Annotated in this window: 25 protein-coding genes and 2 pseudogenes; 12 read left to right on the top strand and 15 right to left on the bottom strand. The window is 63.8% G+C overall.

Translation table 11 applies throughout. From position 1 onward, the window contains the following. Positions 1-29: 29 nt before the first annotated feature. The 4 genes from LN047_RS20635 (at position 30) to LN047_RS20620 (ending at position 4,526) form a co-directional block, all read left to right on the top strand. Positions 30-788 (top strand): SDR family oxidoreductase, encoded by a 759-nt coding sequence (locus LN047_RS20635; protein WP_006385422.1) that lies wholly within the window; start codon positions 30-32, stop codon positions 786-788. Positions 789-845: 57 nt separating this feature from the next. Beyond that, positions 846-2,039 carry an MFS transporter gene (locus tag LN047_RS20630; RefSeq protein WP_373980056.1) on the top strand — a complete coding sequence of 398 codons (1,194 nt, stop codon included), beginning with the start codon at positions 846-848 and terminating at the stop codon, positions 2,037-2,039. 68 nt (positions 2,040-2,107) lie between these two features. Continuing rightward, positions 2,108-2,647: a carboxymuconolactone decarboxylase family protein gene (locus LN047_RS20625; RefSeq protein WP_006385420.1), complete on the top strand. Its 540-nt coding sequence runs from the start codon at positions 2,108-2,110 to the stop codon at positions 2,645-2,647. Between the two features lie 706 nt (positions 2,648-3,353). Beyond that, a complete protein-coding gene (locus LN047_RS20620; protein WP_373980055.1) occupies positions 3,354-4,526 on the top strand; it encodes a nitrogen regulation protein NR(II) in 1,173 nt (390 codons plus the stop codon). Here LN047_RS20620 and LN047_RS20615 read toward each other — a convergent pair. Continuing rightward, complete coding sequence (locus LN047_RS20615; protein WP_373980054.1) at positions 4,500-4,961, bottom strand: response regulator; 462 nt, start codon at positions 4,959-4,961, stop codon at positions 4,500-4,502. The two genes, LN047_RS20620 and LN047_RS20615, sit on opposite strands and share 27 nt — an antisense overlap. 294 nt (positions 4,962-5,255) lie before the next feature. Here LN047_RS20615 and LN047_RS20610 point away from each other — a divergent pair, with 294 nt between their 5' ends. Further along, positions 5,256-6,644, top strand: coding sequence for a transposase (locus tag LN047_RS20610; RefSeq protein ID WP_373980053.1), 1,389 nt, complete (start codon positions 5,256-5,258; stop codon positions 6,642-6,644). A gap of 772 nt (positions 6,645-7,416) precedes the next feature. Beyond that, positions 7,417-7,829 (top strand): annotated as a pseudogene (locus LN047_RS20605) (transposase); the annotation flags it as partial. A gap of 136 nt (positions 7,830-7,965) precedes the next feature. Here the strand turns inward: LN047_RS20605 and LN047_RS20600 are convergent. Then, complete coding sequence (locus tag LN047_RS20600) at positions 7,966-10,446, bottom strand: heavy metal translocating P-type ATPase (RefSeq protein ID WP_175179080.1); 2,481 nt, start codon at positions 10,444-10,446, stop codon at positions 7,966-7,968. Between the two features lie 86 nt (positions 10,447-10,532). Next, positions 10,533-10,967, bottom strand: coding sequence for an Hg(II)-responsive transcriptional regulator (gene merR, locus LN047_RS20595; RefSeq protein WP_373980052.1), 435 nt, complete (start codon positions 10,965-10,967; stop codon positions 10,533-10,535). A gap of 71 nt (positions 10,968-11,038) precedes the next feature. Here merR and LN047_RS20590 point away from each other — a divergent pair, with 71 nt between their 5' ends. From LN047_RS20590 to LN047_RS20565, 6 genes and pseudogenes are all read left to right on the top strand, one after another. Then, positions 11,039-11,389: a mercuric transport protein MerT gene (locus LN047_RS20590; RefSeq protein WP_001294666.1), complete on the top strand. Its 351-nt coding sequence runs from the start codon at positions 11,039-11,041 to the stop codon at positions 11,387-11,389. Positions 11,390-11,404: 15 nt separating this feature from the next. After that, positions 11,405-11,680: a mercury resistance system periplasmic binding protein MerP gene (merP, locus tag LN047_RS20585; protein WP_000732290.1), complete on the top strand. Its 276-nt coding sequence runs from the start codon at positions 11,405-11,407 to the stop codon at positions 11,678-11,680. Positions 11,681-11,751: 71 nt separating this feature from the next. Beyond that, the gene (gene merA, locus LN047_RS20580; RefSeq protein ID WP_003090700.1) at positions 11,752-13,437 is read left to right on the top strand and encodes a mercury(II) reductase; all 1,686 of its coding nucleotides are present in this window, start codon (positions 11,752-11,754) and stop codon (positions 13,435-13,437) included. A 17-nt stretch (positions 13,438-13,454) separates the two neighbouring features. After that, entirely contained in the window at positions 13,455-13,820 is a 366-nt protein-coding gene (gene merD, locus LN047_RS20575) for a mercury resistance co-regulator MerD (protein WP_003090698.1), read from the top strand. After that, positions 13,817-14,053 carry a broad-spectrum mercury transporter MerE gene (gene merE, locus LN047_RS20570; RefSeq protein ID WP_003090697.1) on the top strand — a complete coding sequence of 79 codons (237 nt, stop codon included), beginning with the start codon at positions 13,817-13,819 and terminating at the stop codon, positions 14,051-14,053. The genes merD and merE overlap by 4 nt, the downstream gene beginning before the upstream one ends. Next, positions 14,050-14,391, top strand: a pseudogene (locus LN047_RS20565) (EAL domain-containing protein); the annotation flags it as partial. The gene merE and the pseudogene LN047_RS20565, both read left to right, overlap by 4 nt. Here LN047_RS20565 and ccmI read toward each other — a convergent pair. The 12 genes from ccmI to LN047_RS20505 all read right to left on the bottom strand — a co-directional run bounded on the left by ccmI (position 14,348) and on the right by LN047_RS20505 (position 24,095). Continuing rightward, positions 14,348-14,848 (bottom strand): c-type cytochrome biogenesis protein CcmI, encoded by a 501-nt coding sequence (gene ccmI, locus LN047_RS20560; protein WP_373982164.1) that lies wholly within the window; start codon positions 14,846-14,848, stop codon positions 14,348-14,350. The pseudogene LN047_RS20565 and the gene ccmI sit on opposite strands and share 44 nt — an antisense overlap. Before the next feature lie 14 nt (positions 14,849-14,862). Beyond that, positions 14,863-15,306: a cytochrome c-type biogenesis protein gene (locus tag LN047_RS20555; RefSeq protein WP_033470873.1), complete on the bottom strand. Its 444-nt coding sequence runs from the start codon at positions 15,304-15,306 to the stop codon at positions 14,863-14,865. Then, on the bottom strand, positions 15,303-15,824 hold the full coding sequence (locus tag LN047_RS20550; protein WP_033470876.1) for a DsbE family thiol:disulfide interchange protein: 522 nt from the start codon (positions 15,822-15,824) through the stop codon (positions 15,303-15,305). The genes LN047_RS20555 and LN047_RS20550 overlap by 4 nt, the downstream gene beginning before the upstream one ends. Further along, positions 15,821-17,794, bottom strand: a complete 1,974-nt coding sequence (locus LN047_RS20545) for a heme lyase CcmF/NrfE family subunit (RefSeq protein ID WP_230694595.1) — start codon at positions 17,792-17,794, stop codon at positions 15,821-15,823. Before LN047_RS20545 ends, LN047_RS20550 begins: the two co-directional genes overlap by 4 nt. Further along, positions 17,791-18,246: a cytochrome c maturation protein CcmE gene (gene ccmE, locus LN047_RS20540; RefSeq protein WP_033470882.1), complete on the bottom strand. Its 456-nt coding sequence runs from the start codon at positions 18,244-18,246 to the stop codon at positions 17,791-17,793. Before ccmE ends, LN047_RS20545 begins: the two co-directional genes overlap by 4 nt. Then, positions 18,239-18,424, bottom strand: a complete 186-nt coding sequence (gene ccmD, locus LN047_RS20535; RefSeq protein ID WP_033470884.1) for a heme exporter protein CcmD — start codon at positions 18,422-18,424, stop codon at positions 18,239-18,241. Before ccmD ends, ccmE begins: the two co-directional genes overlap by 8 nt. Further along, positions 18,421-19,155 carry a heme ABC transporter permease CcmC gene (gene ccmC, locus LN047_RS20530; RefSeq protein WP_033470886.1) on the bottom strand — a complete coding sequence of 245 codons (735 nt, stop codon included), beginning with the start codon at positions 19,153-19,155 and terminating at the stop codon, positions 18,421-18,423. The genes ccmD and ccmC overlap by 4 nt, the downstream gene beginning before the upstream one ends. 7 nt (positions 19,156-19,162) lie before the next feature. Then, entirely contained in the window at positions 19,163-19,831 is a 669-nt protein-coding gene (ccmB, locus tag LN047_RS20525; protein ID WP_033470934.1) for a heme exporter protein CcmB, read from the bottom strand. Between the two features lie 12 nt (positions 19,832-19,843). Then, a complete protein-coding gene (gene ccmA / locus LN047_RS20520) occupies positions 19,844-20,458 on the bottom strand; it encodes a cytochrome c biogenesis heme-transporting ATPase CcmA (protein ID WP_033470889.1) in 615 nt (204 codons plus the stop codon). A gap of 188 nt (positions 20,459-20,646) precedes the next feature. Continuing rightward, positions 20,647-21,690: a copper resistance protein B gene (locus LN047_RS20515; RefSeq protein ID WP_370641227.1), complete on the bottom strand. Its 1,044-nt coding sequence runs from the start codon at positions 21,688-21,690 to the stop codon at positions 20,647-20,649. Between the two features lie 8 nt (positions 21,691-21,698). Beyond that, on the bottom strand, positions 21,699-23,573 hold the full coding sequence (locus LN047_RS20510) for a copper resistance system multicopper oxidase (RefSeq protein WP_033470895.1): 1,875 nt from the start codon (positions 23,571-23,573) through the stop codon (positions 21,699-21,701). 42 nt (positions 23,574-23,615) lie between these two features. Next, positions 23,616-24,095 carry a plastocyanin/azurin family copper-binding protein gene (locus LN047_RS20505; RefSeq protein WP_033470898.1) on the bottom strand — a complete coding sequence of 160 codons (480 nt, stop codon included), beginning with the start codon at positions 24,093-24,095 and terminating at the stop codon, positions 23,616-23,618. Positions 24,096-24,146: the final 51 nt, after the last annotated feature.

The following is a 24,146-nucleotide window of genomic DNA, read 5'->3' as shown; positions in this document are numbered from 1 at the left end:
GCCATCCAGGCGCCACACAAGGACAAATCATGCAGATGACGGGCAACACAATCTTTATCACGGGCGGCACCTCGGGCATTGGCCGCGCGCTTGCCGAGCAGTTTCATTCCCTGGGTAACAAGGTCATCATCGCCGGGCGCCGTCAGGCCCTGCTGGATGAAGTGGCCGCCGCCCATCCGGGGATCGAGGGCATCGCCCTGGACATCTCGGATGCGGCCGACATCGACCGCGTTGCCGCGCAACTGATCCGCGACTACCCGACGCTGAATGTACTGATCAACAATGCGGGGATCATGCCGTTCGACGATCCCTCGGGCCGAATCGATGATGCCGTGTCGCGCCAGATTCTCGACACGAACCTGCTTGGCCCTATCCGGCTGACCTCTGCGCTGATCGAACATCTGAAGACGCAGCCGCGCGCGACGATCATTCACAACACCTCGGTTCTGGCCTACGTGCCTATCGCCACCAATGCCGTCTATTCCGCTTCGAAGGCGGCGCTGCACTCGTATGCCTTGTCGCAACGCTTCATGCTCAAAGGCACGAGCGTGTCCGTCCAGGAAATCGCGCCTCCGTGGGTCGACACCGACCTGATCAAAAAGAGCGGTGACCCTCGCGCCATGCCGCTGGACGCCTTCATCGCCGAAACGATGAAGGGGCTGGCGACCGACGCACCGGAAGTATTTGTTGAGGCGATTCGTGCCCTGCGCGACAACCCCGGCATTGGCGAACATGAGCTGATTGACGGTTTCAACACTGAAATCGCCGCCAATCCCATCCCCGTCTAAGACGCCTGACAGGCGGGCTCGTGCCCGCACAGACTGCACTTGTAGGAGAGTTGCGTCATGACCGCAACGCTTGCCAACGATTCGCGCACGGTGTTGCTACCGGCGGGATTCCTGGCCTTGGGAACGTTCGCCATTGGCACCGAAGGCTTCATGATCGCGCCCTTGCTGCCGGTCATGGCGAAGGACTTTGCGCTGCCCGTGCCCACCATCGCGCTGTTGGTGATCGTGTTCACGCTGGTGCTGGCATTGTCGTCGCCGGTGACCACCGTGGCGACCGGCCGCATGGCCCGCAAGCAGGTGCTGCTGATTGCGATGGCCCTGTTCGCCATTGGCAACGTCGTGGCCGCGCTGTCTTCGTCGTTCACCGTGCTGATCGCCGCGCGCGTGCTGATGGCCATTGCGGCGGGGCTATATGTGCCCGCCGCCAATGGCCTGGCCGGCGTCATCGTCCCACCCACGATGCGGGGGCGTGCGCTTGCCATTGTCAGCGGGGGGCAGACATTGGCCATCGCACTGGGTCTGCCACTTGGCGGACTGATCGGCCACGCGTTCGGCTGGCGGGCAACCTTTCTGCTGGTCGGCGCGATGAGCCTGGTGGCCATTGCAGGCATTTTGACTGGCATCGACCGTGACGCGGGGCAGGGCATCGCGGTGGCCAGTTTGCGCGAACGTGTCTCGGTGGTGGCGCAGCGTTCCGTGTTGCGCTTGCTGGCGGTCAGCCTGTTCTGGTCAATCGGCGCCTTTGCTGCCTACCCATATATCGCCGAGTATCTGAGCGCCGTGTTGGCCTTTGGCCCATTGGAGATCACAGCGTCTGTCTCGCTCTGGGGGCTTTGTGCAGCGGCGGGGGTCATGACCGGTGGGGTTCTCAACGATCGCTTCGGGGCTGGCACGGTGGTGCGCGGGTCACTCGTGCTGTTGGCGTTGTCGTTCCTGGCTTTGGCCGTTGCAACGGTGCTGCCACCGGGAGTTTCGTTGGGTCTGGTCATGAGCGCCGTGGCTGTGTGGGGCTTCACGGTGTGGTCATTCTTTCCCGCGCAGATGGCACGGCTTATCGGCGCGGGCGTCCCCTCGCAAGCGCCCGTTGCGCTAGCGCTTAACACCTCGACGATGTATTTCGGATTTTCAATCGGCAGCGCCCTGGGTGCCACCGTGTTGGGCGCTGGCGCCATTTGGGCAATTGGCGTCGTGGCGGCCATGGCGGAACTGATCGCCTTGGGCCTGAACGCCGCCATTGCGCGTAGAACTTGAATTTCTCTGTATCGGCGGGTTCACGGCTGCCGGTTTTCAGCAACACCACTTTGAAAGGAACCAAGAAAATGACTTCCCGTATCAACACGCCCGCCGCCGCTAGCGCCTCCGGCGAAACCGCCGACGTTTTCGCCGCTATCCGCAAAGCGGTGGGCATGGTCCCCAACGCCTATGCGGCCATTGGCGCCTTGAATACGCCCGCACTTAAGGTGATGCTGTCCGCCGACGCGGTGCTGGCGCAAGGCGTCCTGTCCGCGCAGGACCGCGAAACCATCAAGTTGGTGGTGAGCGCGATTGCCGGTTGTGACTACTGCGTCGCTGCACACAGCTTGGCGGGCAAGGCATCCGGCCTGCCCGTGGACACCGTGCGCGCCATCAGGGCGCTGCAGCCGACCGGCGATGCAAAGCGCGATGCGCTGATCCAATTTGTCCGGCACCTTCAAGAAGGCCGAGGCACCCTCGACGCCGAGCAATTCATGGCCTTGCGCGCGGCGGGTTATCTGGACGAGGCCGTCGTGGATATCGCATTGGCCATCGCCGTCATCACGTTTACGAACGTGTTCAATCGTGCGAATGACACCGTGGTGGAATTTCCAGAACTGAAGTAATGGGAGTGACGGGGGAAGGGGAGCAGTAAGGAGGGGCGGTCGGGTCGGGTCGATGATCGTTCCCGTCCCGTAGCGGTCATTCTAGAATTCAAGTAGCGGGCGCTCAAGCAAGGCCGCATGCAAGTTGCGGCACTCCGATCTCCACATTTGGATTGCTTGGTCTGGCAAAGCGGTGTGCTTCACGCAACCTGATTGTTAAGCAGGCGCTGTCGGCAGACTATGGGGTCTTTGCTCCCAACAGGAAAGAATCATGGCACCACCTTTTACCGCAACAGTGCGCTAAGAATGGGGCATTACCAGGCGAGGGATCGGGCAAATAAGGCCATGGATCTGCTGAGCATCTCGATGCCGCCTTCGACAGATTCTCAGCACTGAATCCCGCACAGAAATACCGGTCAGGACGCCGGCGCTGGTCGTTTTCAGACAATGCGTTCAAACCTGGGCGTGCCCTTGCGCCTTCGGCTGCGGGTCGGGCCATCGTGCTTCGCGTTGAGCCTGGCAAAAAGGCGCCACTCTCCCCTTCTATTGCGGGGCTTCCGTCCGTCCGTCCCTCACTGCGGTCGGCTCACGCCTTCGCGGCTGTCGGCGCTGCGCGCTCAAGCTTGCCAGTGGCCGGCCCGCGTCCGGGCGTGCATGCGGCGCTTTGCGCTTTTCCGCTCGAAGCACAATAATAAAACGCCCAACACCGCATAGGAGGGGCTGTCCCATGAGCGCCGTTGAGCCGACTCCCAATGGAGCTTCTCACCCACACAGCTTGATCGACGTGGACGAGGCGCGCCGCTACAAACTTCTCGTAGAAGCGGTGCTGGACTATGCGATCTTTCTCCTCGATCCGGACGGGTTCGTGGCGACGTGGAATGCAGGCGCACAGCGCTTCAAAGGCTACGATGCATCGGAGATCGTAGGGAAGCATTTCTCGCGCTTTTACACTGAGGAAGATCGTGCCGCTTCCATCCCGGAGCGCGCGTTAGCAACTGCCGCTACGGCGGGGCATTTCGAAGCTGAGGGATGGCGAGTCCGAAAGGACGGCACGCGCTTCTGGGCAAGCGTTGTTATAGACCCTATCCGAACTAACGAGGGTCATCTGATCGGCTTTGCAAAGATCACGCGAGACATCACTGAAAAACACCTTGGCGAGAGTCAACTTCACACCGCACAGCAAGCCCTGTATCGCGCTCAAAAGATGGAAGCATTGGGACGCGTGGCGGGGGGGCTAGCACACGACTTCAACAACTTCTTGACCATCATTAGCGGTGCGGCGAACCTGTTAGAGAACCCGGCGCTGACGCCGGAAAATCGCCAACGCTACGTCAGGACGATCGCTGATACCGCCCAGCGCGCGTCCCAGCTCACCAAACAGATGTTGGCATACGCGCGACGTCAGCCTCTGGAACCGGCGAATTTCGACACGCGTTCATGCGTCGAGGGGATGAAGAAGCTTTTTGAATCCACGCTGGGTTCGTCGATTCGGTTGCAATATGAGATATCGTCCGAGCCATGTGTTGTATGTGCCGACATGAGCCAACTGGAAAATGCACTATTGAATTTGGTGATCAATGCCCGTGACGCCATGCCACTCGGCGGAAACTTGAAGATATCTGTGGGCAGCGCCGACTCCCATCCCGATGGTCGAGGCGGAGCGATAAGCAGCCCGCTTGTAGCAATTTCAGTCGCGGACGATGGCGAGGGTATCCCAGCTCCCGTGTTAGAGCATATCTTTGAACCGTTTTTCACAACTAAGCCGGTCGGAAAGGGGACGGGCCTCGGACTCAGCCAGGTGTTTGGGTACGTTAACCAGTCGGGCGGCTATCTTGATGTGGCCAGCGCTCCCAACAAGGGCACGACGTTCACCCTATTTTTCCCTAAGGTTTTTTTGTGAGCGGCGTTCGGCCTCGCAGTCTGTGGCCATCCCGGGCGCACTTTTTGATGAAGCGAACAAGATTTCTAGATGCTGAAGGATTTCTCCGGCTTGCCAGGGCTTCGGCATGAACCTCGTCGAAGGGGGCAGTGTCTCCGTCACCGGCAAAAAGCGTCCGGATGTAAGCAGCACCGCAATTCCTGGCATTCCTGCCACTATCCGCCGAGCTAGCTCGAGACCATTTAACGTGCCGGGCATCTCAATGTCGGTCACTACCGCCCGGATTTCCGGGCGTTCGTTCAGAATGATCAGCGCCTGATCTGCGGACGCTGCTTCGACCACGACGTAGCCTTCAGTCCAGAGGATCTCTGATAGAAGCCATCGCGCTGTTGCATTGTCGTCGACCACTAGAACCGTATTAGGCGTGCCGGTAATCGCCGATTCGGTGTCGGTCATTTCTTTATCCCTGCTTCGTAAAATTAACGTGATGAAAGAGGGGTCAAGAGGCGTGAAACCGGCGATTTCTGGTGATTTTGGCGCTGGCTTGCAGGCGTACGAGCCCTTGCGAGTCCTTTTCAGTCAGCAAGTACCATTCCGGCGCACCGACTTGCATGGAAACCCCAGCCGAGGGCGCCGGCTCGGCGTACGGGAGGGAATGTCCGCTTCTGGCCGATTCTGTTGAAAAACTCGCGGCCGTCTCCGTCGTCTGGCAGAATTTGCAAAGCGCCAACGAGTTCGGAGAGCACCGACATGATGGGTCATCAAGCGAGCGGGCAAGAGCGGTTGTTCTACGCTTTCAACCTTGAAGACGTCGTTCCGCCGACCCATCTTCTTAGAGCCATCGCTCGCTGTCTGGATCTGAAGGAACTCCACCAACACCTGGCGAAGCACTACAGCCATACGGGCCGTCCGTCCATTGACCCCGAACTTATGATCCGTATGCTGATCGTTGGGTATTGCTACGGCATCCGCTCCGAGCGTCGTCTGTGCGAAGAGGTTCAACTGAATCTTGCATATCGATGGTTCTGTCGTCTCGGCCTCGAGGATGCAGTGCCCGATCACTCGACCTTCTCCAAGAACCGACATGGACGTTTCCGCGCCAGCGATACCTTCCGCTGGTTGTTCGATGAAGTGGTCCGTCGTTGCATGGCTGCGGGCTTAGTCAAAGGCGAAGGCTTCGCTGTCGATGCCAGCGTCGTGGCTGCTGATGCGAGCCGCCAGCGCGGTGTTCCTGCCAATGAGGCCACCGACTGGTCGAACCCCGCACTCAGCACGCGTGCCGTGCGCGAGTATCTCGAAGCGCTCGACGACGAAGCGTTCGAACAAGCCGTTCCCCGGCGAGTCTCGCTGACCGATCCGCAGTCACGGTGGACGGCCGCCCCTGGCGGTCCCGCATTCTTCGCTTATTCGACAAACTATCTGATCGATACCAAGCATGGCGTGATCCTCGACGTCGAAGCCACCCCTGCACATCGCACCGCAGAAGTGGACTCTACCAAGACGATGGTGGATCGTGTCGAGGAACGATTCGACATCATCCCTGATCGGCTCATCGGCGATACCGCTTACGGCACGGCTCCGATGCTGGCGTGGATGGTGCAAGACAAGGGGATAGAGCCGCACGTCCCCGTCTGGGACAGAACCAAGCGCAAGGACGACAGTCTATCGAGCAGCGACTTCGAATGGGATGGCGAGGCCAACGAATATCGTTGCCCCGAGGGTCATGCACTGCGCAGCGAGCGGCGCATGTTCAAGATCGAACGCACTCACGTCACCAAGGCGGGCACCGTAATCTACCGGGCCAGCAACACGGACTGCGGTAAGTGCGCAATGAAGCCGCGATGCTGCCCCAATACGCCGATGCGCAAGATCGCTCGCAGCATTCACGAGGATGCACGCGATGTAGCCAGGCGTATCGGCGCCACCGTGCAGTACCAGCGCTCACGTCACGAACGAAAGAAAGTCGAGGTGCTGTTTGCACACCTCAAACGTATTTTGAAGATTGACCGCTTGCGGTTGCGCGGACTTACTGGTGCAGCAGACGAATTCACGCTTGCAGCAGCCGTTCAGAACCTACGTCGTCTTGCGATGCTTACCTCTCCGGGGCCACCGGTTCAGGGCACCGGTGCGCCCAGTTGAGGCGAAATCCACCGATTAACAAGGCAACCGGGCATCAGTACCCGGTTCCAATCGAAAAAGTGGCGAAAGCCGCCAGGTCATCGGCCTTGTAAGCGCGGCCAATCGCGACGCGCAATCGAGTTTTTCAACAGAATCGGCCGATGGCAGACACTCATCATCCACGTGTAGCTCACAGCCGTTGGAGGGTACCTCAGTGCACTGGCGTGGGGGACCTCGCGATGTGATGGTCCCATTCAGCGCCCAAGTTCAATGAACTTTCTGGGGAAGAATGCCATGTTCAATTAACCAGTGCGGCCAAAGTGAATGAACCAAATTTCACTAAGTCCATGATTCAAAAAATGTCGAGTGTCCACCTTCGATGAACTTCGACATTTGGGCTATGAGGTTCAAAATTCGGCGAGCAGGTCAAGAGACCTTAGATCGGCGCTTAGCCAAAGGCGGATATTTGGTTCATTCAAGTTGGTATTTTGTCCAAAAAGTTCATTCAACTTGGATTTCTCACCGAAAAGTTCGTTCAAGTTGGGCAGTGGAATCAGGCCGCTGTCGAAGTTCACTCAACTTGAGATTTGATTCACTGAAGTTGGAGTGTAATAAGTGAGTAGATCGAGGCAGCGCGCGGCTTGCGACAGAGAGCCGCTACTTCAAAGGCCAAAAGGTAGCTTGACGAGCACTTCGCGCCGCATGGCCTTTCGGATGAGCATTTGGTTCATTAAAGTTGGGATAATTCCGATACCGGTTCGAATGCGCGTTCGCCGCGCCGTCCTTGACGTTGATGAGCGAGCGCGCGCCGCAGCGCAAGCACCAGCTCAGGGCGATGTTCAACGCCCTGCGTTGGAAGGCTCGTGCGGGAGCGTCGTGGCGTTCGCCACCCAATGACTTTCCGCCGTGGGATGAGGTGTATCAGCAGACACGGCGTGGCTTGCAGGCGGATTGTCTCGAGGCATGGTGTATGACTTGCGTTCGGTGTTGCGCGTGGCCCAGCAGCGCCAGGGTCAACCCAGTGCAGTGATCCTTGATGGTCGCACGCTGCAATCGACGTGCGAGAGCGGTCCGCGTGCTGCGGGCTATGAAGGCCACAAGTGCAAGAAGGGGAGCAAGGTGCGCATGGCCGTCGATACCTTGGGGCATCTGCTGGCGGCGCGCGTAACACCGGCCAACGAGCGAGAACGGGCACAGGTCAAGAACCGCGCCACCTCGGGCGGCCCGCAACCGGCGGAAATGGAACGCTTGCTGAAGGAGGTGCGCGCGCTGGTGGCCATCGCGCCGAAAGAGAAGAGCCAGTAGGGATCGCGCTTGCCGGCCCGGACCGGGAAGGCGGAGTTTAGCCCCGGGCCGGGAAGGGCGCCGTGAAGCGGCGCAGCCGCAGCGCGTTGCTCAGCACGAACACACTGGACAGAGCCATCGCGCCCGCCGCGAACACCGGCGACAGCAGGCTGCCGTTCACCGGGTACAGCAGGCCCGCCGCCACCGGGATCAAGGCCACGTTGTAGGCAAAGGCCCAGAACAGGTTCTGCTTGATGTTGCGGATGGTGGCCTTGGACAGGGCGATGGCGTTGGGCACGCCGCCCAGGTCGCCCGACATAAGCACCACGTCGGCGGCCTCGATGGCGATGTCCGTGCCGGTGCCGATGGCCAGGCCCACGTCCGCTTCGGCCAGCGCCGGCGCGTCGTTGATGCCGTCGCCCACGTAGGCGATGGGTCCGTACTGCTGCTTCAGGCGCTGTACGGCTGCGACCTTGCCGTCGGGCAGCACTTCGGCGACGACTTCGTCGATGCCGAGCTGGCGGGCGATGGCTTCGCCGGTACGGCGGTTGTCGCCGGTGATCATGGCGACCTTCAGGCCCAGTTCATGCAGGGCGCGGATAGCGGCGGCCGTGGTTTCCTTGATGGGGTCGGCGACGGCGATCATGGCGGCCAGCTTGCCGTTGATGGCGGCGTACAGCGGAGTCTTGCCTTCGTCGCCCAGGCGCGCGGCGTCCGAGCCGAAGGACTCGACGCTCAGGCCCAGCTCGCGCATGAAACGGTCGGCGCCGATTTCGACTAGGTCGCCGTCCACGCGGGCGCTCACGCCGAAGCCGGTGATCGATTCGAACTGCGAGATCGTGCCCAGCGCGATGTTCTCGGCGCGCGCCGCGTCCACGATGGCTTGGGCGATCGGATGTTCGGACTTGGCTTCGACGGTGGCGACCTTGCCCAGCACGGCGGACCGTTCGAAGCCCGGCGCGACGATCAGGTCGGTCAGTTCGGGGCGGCCCTTGGTCAGGGTGCCGGTCTTGTCCACCGCCACCACCTTGGCATCCTTCAGGGACTGCAAGGCTTCGCCCTTGCGGAACAGCACGCCCATCTGCGCCGCGCGCCCCGTGCCCACCATGATGGAGGTCGGTGTGGCCAGGCCCATGGCGCAGGGGCAGGCGATGATCAGCACGGCCACCGCGTTGACCAATGCGAACGTCAGGGCAGGCTCGGGCCCGAACGTGAGCCAGATGATGAAGGTCACCACCGCCGCGGCCATGACGGCTGGCACGAACCACATCGTGATGCGGTCCACCATGGCTTGGATTGGCAGTTTCGAGCCCTGCGCCTGTTCGACCATACGGATGATCTGCGCCAGCAGCGTGTCGCCACCGACCTTGGTGGCCCGGAACGTCAGCGCGCCGTTCTGGTTGACGGTGCCGCCCACTACTTCGGCGCCGGGCGTCTTCTCCACCGGCACGGGTTCGCCGCTGATCATGGATTCGTCGATGTAGCTGTTGCCTTCCACGACTTCGCCGTCCACGGGGATGCGCTCGCCGGGACGGACTTCGATCAGGTCGCCCGTGACCACGTCTTCGATGGCGAGTTCAAGCGTGGCGCCGTCGCGGACAACACGCGCGGTCTTGGCCTGCAGGCCCAGCAAGCGCTTGATGGCCTCGGACGTGTTGCCCTTGGCCCGGGCCTCAAGGTAGCGTCCAAGCAGGATCAGCGCCACGATCACCGCGGCGGCTTCGAAATAGACATTGACCGTGCCGGCAGGCAGGAGGCCTGCCGCGAAGGTGGCGACCACCGAATAGGCGTAGGCGGCGGACGTGCCCACCGCCACCAGCGAATTCATGTCAGGCGCGCCGCGCAGCAGCGCGGGGATGCCCTTCTGGAAGAAGCGCAGGCCGGGGCCGAACAGCACGATGCTGGCCAGCACGAATTGCAGGTACCAGCTGTTCTGCGTGCCGATGGTCTCGGCGATGACATGGTGGAACGCCGGCACGATGTGGGCGCCCATTTCCAGGATGAACACGGGCAGCGCGAAGACCGTGGCGACGGTCAGCGCGCGCTTGAGCGATTTCAGCTCGGCGGCCTGGCGTTCGGCCACGGCGTCGGTGTGGCTGGATTCCGCCGAGAGGGGCCGCGCCTCGTAGCCGGCCTTGGCCACGGCCTGGATCAGGGCGTTGGCGGGGACGCCGCCGGCCGCGGTGATGCTGGCGCGCTCGGTGGCGAGATTGACGCTGGCGTTGCTGACGCCGGGCACGGCCTTCAAAGCCTTTTCGACGCGGCCCACGCAGGAGGCGCAGGTCATGCCGGTGACCGACAGTTCGATCGTGGTTTCGGTGACGGTGTAACCCGCTTTCTGCACCGCCTGCACGGCGGCAGCGACGTCCGGCGCGCTCTCGAAAGTGATGTCGGCGCGTTCTGTCGCCAGGTTGACGCTGGCCTTGTTGACGCCCGGCACGGCCTTCAAGGCCTTTTCGACTCGGCCCACGCACGAGGCGCAGGTCATGCCTTCGATGGGAAGGCTGACCGCGACGCTGTCTGCTGCGGCGGCACTCATATCCGCTCCTTGAAAACTTGGAATTTCCTGTTGGGGTCGTCTCAGAAAACGGAAAATAAAGCACGCTAAGGCGTAACTACCCTCGGCTACACCGCGTCGGCACCACGCGGCTCTTTCACCCCTTGCAGCGAAGCAATCAGCGGGCAAGAAACGTTCCCTTGCCGCGCATGGCAGGCGAACACAAGTTCGGATAGCACGGTTTCCATGCGCGCCAGGTCGGTCATTTTTTCGCGCACGTCCTGAAGCTTGTGCTCGGCCAGGCTGCTGGCTTCCTCGCAGTGGGTGCCGTCATCCAGCCTCAGCAGCTCTGCGATCTCGTCGAGGCTGAATCCGAGCCGCTGGGCTGATTTCACGAAGCGCACCCGCGTCACATCCGCCTCGCCATAGCGGCGGATGCTGCCATAGGGCTTGTCCGGCTCCGGCAACAAGCCCTTGCGCTGATAGAACCGGATTGTTTCCACGTTGACCCCGGCCGCCTTGGCGAAAACGCCAATAGTCAGATTCTCCAAATTTTTTTCCATATCGCTTGACTCCGTACATTGGTACGGAAGTAAGCTTAAGCTATCCAATCCAGATTTGAAAGGACAAGCGTATGTCTGAACCTCAAAACGGGCGCGGGGCGCTCTTCACTGGCGGGCTAGCCGCCATCCTCGCCTCGGCTTGCTGCCTGGGGCCGCTGGTTCTGATCGCCCTGGGGTTCAGCGGCGCTTGGATCGGCAACTTGACGGTGTTGGAACCTTATCGCCCGATCTTCATCGGCGCGGCGTTGGTGGCGCTGTTTTTCGCCTGGCGGCGCATCTACCGACCGGCGCAAGCCTGCAAACCAGGGGATGTGTGTGCGATTCCCCAAGTGCGCGCTACTTACAAGCTCATTTTCTGGGTCGTGGCCGCGCTGGTTCTGGTCGCGCTCGGATTTCCCTACGTCATGCCATTTTTCTATTAATCACAGGAGTTCATCATGAAAAAACTGTTTGCCTCTCTCGCCATCGCTGCCGTTGTTGCCCCCGTGTGGGCCGCCACCCAGACCGTCACGCTGTCCGTACCGGGCATGACCTGCTCCGCTTGTCCGATCACCGTCAAGAAGGCGATTTCCAAGGTCGAAGGCGTCAGCAAAGTTAACGTGACCTTCGAGACACGCGAAGCGGTTGTCACCTTCGATGATGCCAAGACCAGCGTGCAGAAGCTGACCAAGGCCACCGAAGACGCAGGCTATCCGTCCAGCGTCAAGAAGTGAGGCACTGAAAACGGCAGCGCAGCACATCTGACGCCCTTGTCTGCTACCACAAACGAAAAAGGATCTGTCGCATGACCCATCTAAAAATCACCGGCATGACCTGCGACTCGTGCGCGGCGCACGTCAAGGAAGCGCTGGAAAAAGTACCCGGCGTCCAATCTGCCATAGTGTCCTATGCCAAGGGCGCGGCCCAGCTCGCCCTTGATCCAGGCACAGCGCCGGACGCACTGACCGCCGCCGTGGCTGGCCTGGGCTACAAAGCGATGCTCGCCGATGCCCCGCCGACCGACAACCGCACTGGGCTGTTCGACAAGGTGCGCGGCTGGATGGGTGCCGCCGACAAGGGCAGCGGCGGCGAGCGCCCGTTGCAAGTCGCCGTGATCGGCAGCGGTGGAGCCGCGATGGCGGCAGCACTGAAGGCCGTCGAGCAAGGCGCGCAGGTCACGCTGATTGAGCGCGGCACCATCGGCGGCACCTGCGTCAACGTCGGTTGTGTGCCGTCCAAGATCATGATCCGCGCCGCCCACATCGCCCATCTGCGCCGGGAAAGCCCATTCGACGGCGGCATGCCACCCACACCGCCGACGATCTTGCGCGAGCGGCTGCTGGCCCAGCAGCAGGCCCGTGTCGAAGAACTCCGTCATGCCAAGTACGAAGGCATCCTGGACGGCAATTCAGCCATCACCGTTCTGCACGGTGAAGCGCGTTTCAAGGACGACCAGAGCCTTATCGTTAGTTTGAACGAGGGTGGTGAGCGCGTCGTGATGTTCGACCGCTGCCTGGTCGCCACGGGTGCCAGTCCGGCCATGCCGCCGATTCCGGGCCTGAAAGAGTCACCCTACTGGACTTCGACCGAGGCCTTGGTCAGCGACACCATTCCCGAACGCCTGGCCGTCATCGGCTCGTCGGTGGTGGCGCTGGAACTGGCGCAAGCCTTCGCCCGGCTGGGTAGCCAGGTCACGATCCTTGCGCGCAGCACGCTGTTCTTCCGCGAAGACCCTGCCATCGGCGAGGCCGTCACAGCCGCCTTCCGTGCCGAAGGAATCAAGGTACTGGAACATACGCAAGCCAGCCAAGTCGCCCATGTGGACGGCGAATTCGTGCTGACCACTGGACAGGGCGAAGTGCGCGCCGACAAGCTGCTGGTCGCCACCGGCCGGACACCGAACACGCGCAGCCTGGCATTGGAAGCGGCGGGGGTAGCCGTCAATGCGCAGGGGGCCATCGTCATCGACAAGGGCATGCGCACCAGTAGCCCGAACATCTACGCGGCCGGCGACTGCACCGACCAGCCGCAGTTCGTCTATGTGGCGGCAGCGGCCGGCACTCGTGCGGCCATTAACATGACCGGCGGCGACGCCGCCATCAATCTGACCGCGATGCCGGCCGTGGTGTTCACCGACCCGCAAGTGGCGACCGTGGGCTACAGCGAGGCGGAAGCGCACCACGATGGCATCGAAACCGACAGCCGCACGCTGACGCTCGACAACGTGCCGCGTGCGCTCGCCAACTTCGATACCCGCGGCTTCATCAAGCTGGTCATCGAGGAAGGCAGCGGACGGCTGATTGGCGTACAGGTGGTGGCCCCGGAAGCGGGCGAACTGATCCAGACGGCTGTTCTCGCCATTCGCAACCGCATGACGGTGCAGGAACTAGCCGACCAGTTGTTCCCCTACCTAACGATGGTCGAGGGCTTGAAGCTCGCGGCGCAGACCTTCAGCAAGGACGTGAAGCAACTGTCCTGCTGCGCCGGATAAGGAAAAGGAGGTGTTCGATGAACGCCTACACAGTGTCCCGACTGGCCCTTGAGGCCGGGGTGAGCGTGCATATCGTGCGCGACTACCTGCTGCGCGGATTGCTGCGGCCAGTCGCCTGCACCACGGGCGGCTACGGCTTGTTCGATGACGCCGCCTTGCAGCGGCTGTGCTTTGTGCGGGCCGCTTTTGAGGCGGGCATCGGCCTGGACGCATTGGCGCGGTTGTGCCGGGCGCTGGATGCGGCGGACTGCGATGAAACAGCCGCACAGCTTGCCGTGCTGAGTCAGTTCGTCGAACGCCGACGCGAAGCGTTGGCCGATCTGGAAGTGCAGTTGGCCGCGATGCCGACCGCGCCGGCCCAGCAAGCGGAGAGTCTGCCATGAACAGCCCCGAGCGCTTGCCGACCGAGACACACAAGCCGTTCACCGGCTACCTGTGGGGTGCGCTGGCGGTGCTCACCTGTCCCTGTCATTTGCCGATTCTCGCCATTGTGCTGGCCGGCACGACGGCCGGCGCGTTCATCGGCGAGCACTGGGGTATTGCAGCCCTCACGCTGACCGGCTTGTTTGTCCTGTCTGTGACGCGGCTGCTGCGGGCCTTCAGAGGTCGATCATGAGCGCTTCCCAGCCAATTGAATGGACAGTGGCGCAACTGGCGCAGGCGGTCGAGCGCGGGCAGCTTGAGCTGCACTACCAGCCGATTGTCGATTTGCGCAGTGAGCAGATTGTCGGCGCGGAAGCCCTGTTGCGCTGGCGTCATCCGACGCTCGGACTGTTGCCGCCGGGCCAGTTCCTGCCCGTGATCGAATCGTCCGGCCTGATGCCGGAAATCGGCGCATGGGTGCTGGGCGCAGCCTGCCGTCAAATGCGCGACTGGCGGGTGCTGGCATGGCAACCGTTCCGGCTGGCCGTCAATGTTTCGGCGAGCCAAGTGGGGCCAGATTTCGACAAGTGGGGGGGTTGTCGGCCAGCCTGGCTTCCAATTTGGCCACCATGGCCTGGATGTCGGCGGCGCTCTCCTCGGACCGCGCGGCTGGCGCCGGGGGCGGCGCGATGGCGGTGGGGTTGCCGAGCGCCACGTAGGCAAGGATGGAGGCCAGCGGCAGCGCGATGGCGAGGCCCACGGGCAGCAGGCGGCCGCGGCGCGGCGCGGCGCCATGCCGTTGCGCCTCTGCGGCTCCTTCCAGCGCCAGCCGCTGCAGTTCGCCGCGCGCTTCCACGAAAGCCTCCTGCGACAAGATGCCGTTCGCGCGGTCTCGCTCAAGTTCCTGCAATTGGTCGCGCAGCACCGCCACGTTCGCCGCCTGGCGTTTGTCCGCGGCGCTGGCGGCGGGCGTGCGCCGCAGCGCGGCGATCAGCCATGCCGTGACCGCGGCGGCCATCAGAGCGGCCGACAGATAGAAGAGTTGCATCATGTTCCGGGTCCTTATTCAGCTTTGACGCCCAGCAGGGCGTCGGCGGCCTGGCGCTCCTGGGGCGTCAGGGCAGGGCGCTCGTGGCGGCTTTTGCGCCGTCGCAGCGTCAGCGCCAGGACGGCAAGCCCGCCCGCCAACAGCGCGGCCGGACCGAACCAGAGCAGCAGCGTGGCCGCTTTCAGGCGCGGCCGGTACAGGATGAAGTCGCCGTATCGGGCCTCCATGTAGGCCAGGATCTCGGCTTCCGTCTTGCCGGCATCCAGCTGCTGGCGGATCTGGCGGCGCAGGTCGACCGCCAGGTCGGCGCGCGACGCGGCGATGGATTCGTTCTGGCAGACCAGGCAGCGCAGTTCCGCGGCGATCTCGATCACGCGGCGGTCCTCGGGCGAGCCGTGGGCGCCGTGGGCGTAGCTCAGCGTCAGTGATAGCGCCAATGCGCGCAGGGCGGTCCTCATTGCAGCTTCCGGATCAGCGGCAGCAGGGTGTCGCGCAGGGACTCCCGCGTCACCGGGCCGATGTGCTTGTAGCGGATGATCCCGGCCTTGTCGATGACGAAGGTTTCCGGCACGCCATAGACCCCGTAGTCGATGCCGACCTTGCCGTCGGTATCGGACACGGATTTTTCGTAGGAATCGCCGTTGCGCGCCAGCCAAGCGATGGCCTCGGCCCGGATGTCCTTGTAATTGAGGCCGATGACCGGCACGCCGTGCTGCGACGACAACTCCTGGATGTAGGCATGTTCCGTCAGGCAGGCATAGCACCAGGACGCCCAGACGTTCAGCACCCATACCCGGTCTTTCATGCTTTCGGGCGTGAAGGTCTTTTGCGGCTCATGCAGTTCGGGCAGGGCAAAGGCCGGCGCGGGCTTGTCGATCAGCGGCGACGGCACTTCGGCGGGATTGAGCGTCAGGCCTATTCCCAGAAAGAACACCAGCACCACGAAGCCCGCCAGGGGCCAGATGAAACGGCTCATGGCCTGGCCTCCGCCCGCAGGTCCGGTCGCGCGCGATGCGCCTGTTTCTCTCGCCGCTTCAGGCGGTAGCGCGGATCGCACACGGCCAGCAGTCCGCCCAGGGCCATGAGGATGCAGCCGCCCCAGATCCAGTCCACGAAGGGCTTGTAGTACAGGCGCACGCTCCAGGCGCCGTGCTCCATGGGTTCGCCCAGGGCGGCATAGACGTGGCGCAGACCGTTGGCGGCGATGGCTGCTTCCGTCATCGGCAGCGCCGAGGACGCGTAGGTGCGCTTCTCGGGATGCAGGTCGCGCAGGTGCCGTTCGCCGCGGTAGAGCGCGAAGGTGCCTATCTCGGATTCGTAGTTCGGGCCCTGCAGGCGGTCCACGCCCTTGAACTCGACGCGGTACGAGGACACCGGCGCGCTTTCTCCGGGCCGCATCAACAGGTCCTGCTCGGTCTCATAGCTGCCCACCAGCGCGACCCCGGCGACGAACGTGGCCACGCCGAGGTGGGCCAGGTGCATGCCCAGCCAGCTGCGGGGCTGGCGCCACCAGCGGTCCCGGGTCGCGCGCAGGCGCTTGACGACGTCCACGCCGATGGCGCTCGCCAGCCAGACGGCCAGTCCTATCCCCAGCGCCGCGCCTGCGGACCAGCGGCCGAACAACAAAGGCGCGCCCGCGCCGGCCAACACTGCCAGCGCCGCGGGAATCGCCAGGCGCTTGAGCAGGCCGACGGCATCGGCCGACTTCCAGTTGGCGATGGGGCCGACGGCCATGAGCAGCAGCGCGGGCACCATCAGGGGCACGAATACCGCATTGAAATAGGGCGGTCCCACCGACAGCTTGCCCAGGCCCAGTGCGTCGATGAAGAGGGGATACAGCGTACCCAGCAGCACGGTCGCGGCGGCGACCGCGAGCAGCACGTTGTTGACCAGCAATAGCGATTCCCGCGACACGAACGCGAACTGGCCGCCGTGGCCGATCCTGGGCGCGCGCAAGGCGTACAGGAACAGCGAGCTACCCACGACAGCGGTGAACAGCGCCAGAATGAATACGCCGCGCGTCGGGTCCGTCGCGAACGCATGCACCGAGGTCAGCACGCCCGAACGCACCAGGAACGCGCCCAGCAGGGACAGCGCAAAGGTGCCGATCGCCAGCAGCACGGTCCAGCTCTTGAAGCCGCCGCGCTTTTCGGTCACGGCCAGCGAATGGATCAACGCCGTGCCGGCCAGCCAGGGGATGAAGGAGGAATTCTCCACCGGATCCCAGAACCACCAGCCGCCCCAGCCCAGCTCGTAATAGGCCCACCAGCTACCGATAGCGATCCCCAGGGTCAGGAACAGCCAGGCCGCGGTGGTCCACGGGCGCGACCAGCGGGCCCAGACCGCGTCGAGATTGCCGGACAGCAGCGCGGCGATGGCGAACGCGAACGCAACCGAGAACCCCACGTAGCCCATGTACAGCAGCGGTGGGTGGAAGATCAGGCCGATGTCCTGCAGCAGCGTGTTCAGGTCCAACCCGTCGGCCGGGGCCGGGACCAGGCGCTCGAACGGATTCGAGGTCAGCAGCACGAACAGCAGGAAGCCCGCGCTGATCAACCCCAGCACGCCCAGCACCCGGGCGACCATGGCGTCGGGCAATTGCCGCGAAAACAGGCTGACCGCGCAGGCCCAGCCCGTCTGCATGAACATCCACAGCAGCAGCGAGCCTTCATGTCCGCCCCAGGTCGCCGCGATGCGGTAGAAAAAGGGCAATTGCGAATTCGAGTTCTGGGCCACATAGGCTACCGAATAGTCCTTGGCCGCGAAGGACCAGGCCAGGGCCGCCAGGCTGAAGGACACCAGCAGGAACTGGATCTGCGCGGCGGGCCGCGCCATGGCGATCCAGTAGGGTCGGTCCAGCGCCGCGCCGCGCAGCGCGACATAGCCTTGCGCCAGCGCGACGAACAGCGTCAGGATCAGGGCGAAATGAGCGAGTTCGGGAATCATCGGGGGCGGGCCTCCTGGGGCGGGGACTTGGGCGCGGCCTGATCGATCGCGTGCTGCGCTTCGGGCGGCAGGTAGTTCTCGTCATGCTTGGCCAGCACCTCCTCGGCCTGGAACCAGCCGTTGCCGTCCAGCCGTCCCTGCGCCACAACGCCCTTTCCTTCGCTGAACAGGTCCGGCAGGATGCCGTCGTAGGCCACGGGCACCCTGTGGGCGGTGTCGGTCACGACGAAGCGGACGGTCAACGCGCCGGGCGTGCGTTGCACGCTGCCGCCCTCCACCATGCCGCCCACGCGGAACGTGCGTCCCGCCGGAACCTCGTTGTTGCTGACCTGGGTGGGCGTGAAGAAGAAAACGAGATTGCTCTGAAAGGCGTTCAACACCAGGGCGCTTGCGGCGCCCAGGGACGCTAGTCCGCCCAGGACCAGCCCCAAGCGCCGTGTCCGCTTAGTCATTGCAGGCCTCCTCGAATTCCGCGGCGGGGCGCGGACCCGCCAGCATCGCGCGGCGGCGGCGCGCGAGCAGCAGTTGCTCGCCGCTCAGCAAGATCGCCGTCATCAGCAGCGATCCCCAGACATAGACCGCATACCCACCCATGGAGAGGAACTCGCCGAGACTAGACCAATGCATCATTCGCCACTCCATTGTTCGTGGATCCAGGCCGCGTGCCGCTCGCGCTCGAGCACGATGCAGCGCAGGCGCGCCAGCGCCGTCGCGATGCTGTATATCCATGCGGCCAGGGACATCAGCAGCATGCCGGCCAGCATGATTCCGGCCATGCTGGGCGCCGCGGTCAGGGAGACCGACGCGCCCTGGTGCAAGGTGCTCCACCATTGCACCGAGAAATAGATGACGGGGACATTGACCACGCCGGCCAGCACCAGCACCGATCCCGCGCGGTCGCCGCGCTGCGGATCGTCGATGGCGGCTTTCAACGCGATGTAGCCCGCGTACAGGAAAAGCAGGATCAATTCCGATGTCAGCCTCGCGTCCCAGACCCACCAAGCGCCCCACATGGGCTTGCCCCATAGCGCACCGGTCCACAGGGAAAGAAACGTGAACAGCGCGCCGGTCGGCGCCAGCGCGGCAACCATCATGGCCGAGAGCCTGCTGTTGAAAACCAGATGGATCAGCGCCCAAAACGCCATCGCCAGATACACGAACATCGACATCCAGGAGACCGGGACGTGGAGGAAAATGATGCGGTAGCCCTGGCCCTGCTGGGCGTCCGCGGGCGCGGCAAGAAAGCCGACATAGAGGCCCGCCGCCGCCAACAGGGCGGCAGCCGTCGCGAACCAGGGAATCGCCTTTCCGGCCAGCGGATAGAAAGCCTTGGGCGAGGCATAGTGAAACCAGCGGATCATGGGTTCCTCATTCCAGTGAGAGGCGTATCGCGGCGGCCGTGGCCAGCGGCGCGAAGAACAGGGACCTTGCCAGCACGGCGCCCAGCAGCGACAGGTGCGCATTCGCGCCGAGGCCGCTTTGGGCCGCCTGCACCGCGCCGGCGCCGAATACGAGGATGGGAATGAAGAGGGGCAGGACCAGCAGGGCCAGCAAGGCCCCGCCGCCGCGCGCGGTCAAGGTGAGCGCGGCGCCGATGGCGCCGATCAGGCCGAGCGCGGGCGTGCCGATGGCCAGGCCCAAAGTCAGTATCAGAAGGGCAGAGGCGTCCAGTCCGAATTGCAATCCCAGCGCCGGCGCCAGCAAGGTCAGCGGCAGCCCGGATACCAGCCAGTGCGCCGCGACCTTGCCCAGCACGACCAGCTGCAAGGGCGCGGCGGACAGCATCAGTTGTTCTAGCGAACCGTCGCGATTGTCCTGTTCGAACAGGCGACCCAGCGACAGCAGACAGGACAGCAAGGCCATCACCCAGAGCACGCCCGGCGCGATGGCGCGCAGCGTTTCCCGCTCGGGACCGACGGCCAGCGGGAACAGGCTTGTGGCAACCAGGAAGAAGCCCAGCGGGGTCAAGGCATCGCTTGCGCGCCGTTGCGCGATGCGCAGGTCGCGCAGCGCAACGCCTGCCAGCAATTTCGGCATGGAATGCATGCGCTAGGGTTCAAGCCGGATCTGCTTGTGCGCATGGTCCAGCGCGATCTCCTGGTGGCTCGTCGCCACGATCGCGCCGCCTTCGCGCAGATGGCGATCCATGGCGCGCGCAAGCCAGGCATGGGCCGTGGCGTCCAGGGCGGTCACGGGTTCGTCTAGGATCCAGAGCGGCCGGAACGTCGCAAGGAGGCGGGCGAGGGCGGCGCGCCTTTTCTGGCCGGCCGACAAGGCACGAACCGGAAGATGTTCCTTGCCTTCGAGGCCAGTGTCGCGCAGCGCGCAGGCAATGGCTGCAGGACGGTGCGCGTCTCCGCTTGCGCTTTGCAGTGCCCGCAGATTCTCGGCAGCGCTGAGTTCGCCATTGAGGCCATCGGCATGGCCCACATAGAAGAACTGGCCGCGATAGCCGCTGCCCGGCTGCGAGATGCCGAGTCCCTGCCAGAGCACCTTGCCGCGGGCGGGCCGCGTCAAGCCTGCCAGGATGCGCAGCAGGCTGGTCTTGCCGCTGCCATTGCGTCCGCGGACGAACAGGCATTCGCCGGGCGCCACATGCAGCGCCAGCGCCTTGAACAGCGGACGTTCCGCGCGCATGCAACCCAGATCCATCGCTTCAAGCATTGTCGCCTCGCCGCCGTGTGGAAAAAGGGGCCACTATAGAGAGGCGCGTGTGACCGTCACTTGCTGGAGGTTTACATTCCTGTAATGTTCAGGCGAAAACGGCCGTGGATCAGTACAGATCGCGCGAAAGCGGGCAGAGCAGGAGAAAAAGTTCTGATCGGCGCCGCGTGTCGCGGCGCCGGCGCTGTTTAGAACCAGATGCGCACGCCCGCCAGGATCGCGCGTTCGGAACGGCTTTCTCCCGCTTCGCTCGCGTAGCTCGCGGTCTTGCCGAACTTGCGGCCGAACGAGACCCCGACATAAGGGGCGAACTCGCGCGTCACTTCGTAGCGCAGCCGCAAGGAGAACGACGCGTCGGACAGGCCGGAACCCACGCCGCGCGCCTCGTCGTTCTTGCCATACAGGCTGGCTTCGATCTCGGGTGTGAGGATCAGGCGCTGCGTGAGCAGCAAGTCGTACTCAGCCTTCAACGCCAGCGCGGTCCTGCCGGAGCCGCCGACATAGCCGGTGATCTCGGTCTCGATGCCGTAGGGCGCCACGCCCTGCACACCGAACGCGGCCCAGTTGCGCTTCGGACCCGTGCCGAAATCGCGCCGTGCACCCAGCTGCAAATCCCAGAACGGCGAGATTGTGGGGCTCCAGAAGGCTTCAATCTTGGCGTCCGTGCTGCCGTTGAGACGGTCGCCTTCGCTCTTGATCCACAGCTTGTTTAGATCGCGGCCGATCCAGAACTGGCCGTCCCATTGCAGGCTGGTCTGCTCGTTGCGGTCGTAGGCCATACCGAGCTTGTCGAATAGCAGATGGCTGGTGACCACGTTGTCCATCATGTGTGGATGGATGCGGTAGGCGGCGTAGCGCTGTTCAATGCTGCCGTCGCTGGAGGGCAGGGATCCCACCGGCGGGCCGTTGCGCGAGGGTTCACCCATGCCGGGCATCGGACTGTGGTCCATGCCGGGCATCGAACTGTGATCCATGCCTTGCATCGAGCCGTGGTCCATGCGCTTCTTCGAAGCCGGAGTCTTGTCCTGCATGGAGCCGTGATTCATGCCCTTCTTTGACGCCGGAGCCGAGCCTTGCATCGAACTGTGATCCATGCCGTGCATCGAGCTATGGTCCATGCCATTAATCGTTCCGGCCGGCGTCTGCGCCAGGGCCAGTCCGGACGCGGCGGAAAGGAGGGCGGTGCCCGCGACGAGGCCGGGCCAGTTCTTTCTGGAAGTCGTTGTTCTCATTATTCCCCCTATTCCACGACGACCGCGCGGAACATGCCGGCCTCCATGTGGAACAGCAAGTGGCAGTGATAGGCCCAGTTTCCGCGCGCGTCCGCGCTGACGCGGTAGCTCAGGCGCTGCGCCGGGTTCAGGCTGATCGTGTGCTTGCGCACCTGGAAATTGCCGTCGGCGGACTCGAGGTCGCTCCACAATCCATGCAGGTGGATGGGGTGGGTCATCATGGTGTCGTTGACCAGCACAAAGCGCACGCGCTCGCCGTAATTGAGCACGATGGGCTTGGCCTCGGTGAACTTCAGTCCGTTGAACGACCACATGTAGCGGTCCATGTTGCCGGTCAGGTGCAGCTCGATCTCGCGGGTCGGCGGGCGGTTGTCCGCTGGCTCGACCATGGAGTGGAGGTCGGCGTAGGTAAGTACCCGGCGGCCGTTGTTGCGCAAGCCCACGCCGGGGTCGTCCAGCCGGGTCGAGACGACATCGGGCACCATGGAGTTGGCCGGGCTGTGCTCGGCCGGGTAGGGATGCTTGACCTCGACCATGCCGCCTTCGTTGGCGCCCGCACCGCCAGACATTGCGCCATGGTTCATGCCGGCATGATTCATGCCCGCCATGCCTGCCATTCCAGCCATGCCGGCGTGGTTCATGCCTCCCGCGGCCCCATGGTTCATGCCGCCCTGGGCTCCAGGGCTCATCGCGCCCTGGGCGCCGTGGTCCATCCCGCCGGCCGACGCTCCGCCCATGTCCATGCCGGGCATGTCGTGCGCCATGCCCATGTCCATCATGGTCAGCACCTGCACCGCGTCCAGGGCCGGGATCTCGGCCTGCATGCCCTCGCGCGGCGCCAGCGTGGCGCGGGCGTAGCCTGAACGGTCCATGGCCTGCGAGAAGATCGTGTAGGCGCGCTCGTCCTGCGGCTCGACGATGACGTCATAGGTTTCGGCAACGGCGATGCGGAACTCTTCCACCTCCACGGGCCGGATGGCCAGGCCGTCAGCCGCCACCACCGTCATCTTCAGGCCGGGGATGCGCACGTCGAAGTAGGTCATGGCCGACCCGTTGATGAAGCGCAGGCGGATCTGCTCGCCCGGTCGGAACAGGCCGGTCCAGTTGCCCGCCGGGGATTTGCCGTTGGTGAGGAAGGTGTAGGTGGCGCCCGAGACGTCGGCCAGATCGGTCTGGTTCATGCGCATCTTCTGCCACATCAGGCGTTCGTTCAGCGCATTCTTCCAGCCGGACTTCTCCGCGTCGTCCATCAGGCTGCCGACGGTGGGCTGGATGTAGTTGTAGTAGTCGGGCATCACCTTGAGCTTGCGGAATACGCTCATGGGATCTTCATCGGTCCAGTCCGACAGCAGCACGACATAGTCGCGGTCGGCCCGCACTGGGTCCGGGCGCTTGGGGTCGATGACGATGGCGCCGTACAGCCCCGTCTGCTCCTGGAAGCCGGAATGGCTGTGATACCAGTACGTGCCGCTCTGGCCCACGTCGAACTGGTAGGTAAAGGTCTCGCCGGGGGCGATGCCGGGAAAGCTCAGGCCGGGGACGCCGTCCATGCCGGTGGGCAGGATGATGCCGTGCCAGTGGATCGAGGTGTCCTCGCTTAGGCGGTTGGTGACGCGCAAGGTGACGCGGTCGCCTTCGCGCCAGCGCAAGGTGGGCGCCGGCAGCATGCCGTTGACCGTGGTCGCGATGCGGGGAGCACCGGTGAAATTGGCGGGGCTCTCGCCGATCTCCAGATTGAACTCGGTGCCCGACAGCACGCTCTGCCGGCCCGCGCCGGCCTGCGCCCACGCGGACGGACCCCACAGGCCCATACCGGCCAGCGCGCCGCCCGTGGCCAGGCCTTGCACGAACCGGCGGCGCGGATTCGAAACTGCTCTACTCATGCTCTATCTCCCCGGTAGCCGGACCGGCGTCCCGGCAGTGGATTATTTGACGGAAACCGCGCCCTTCATGCCGGCGGGATAGTGTCCGGGCTCGAGGCAGGCGAAGGCGACCGTTCCCGCCTTGTCGAACGTCCAGACGATGTCGCCGGCCTTGCCCGCTTCCAGGGAAACGGAGTTCGGCTCTTCATGGCGCATACCCGGATCCTTGAGCATCATCTGGTAGTGGCCGTCCAGGTCCGCGGGGGTGCCCAGCACCATTTCGTGGCGGATCTTGCCCGAGTTGCTGACCTTGAAGCGGATGGTCTCGCCCGCCTTGACGTCGATCTTGTCCGGTGTGAAGCGCATCGCGTCCGTCATGTCGACGGCGACCGTGCGCGAGACCTTGGCAGGGTTGCCGGGCTTGCCGATGCTGGCGACGGCATCATGGCCGCCGCCGTGGCCGGGGGCGGCCATGGCTCCGAAGGAAAGCAAAAAGGCGCCCGCAGCGATGGCGCCTTGCGCCAGGTTCACCAGTTTTTTCATGCGTATCCTCTAGACTCGAATTGGGGGTAGGAGGCGCCACTTTAGTGACGT

This window comes from Achromobacter sp. JD417 (genome assembly GCF_041879325.1).
In the GTDB taxonomy this organism is placed as follows: Bacteria; Pseudomonadota; Gammaproteobacteria; order Burkholderiales; family Burkholderiaceae_B; genus Achromobacter; species Achromobacter mucicolens.
Note: the sequence above shows the minus strand (reverse complement) of the source record. Positions and strands in the feature narration are given on the sequence as shown.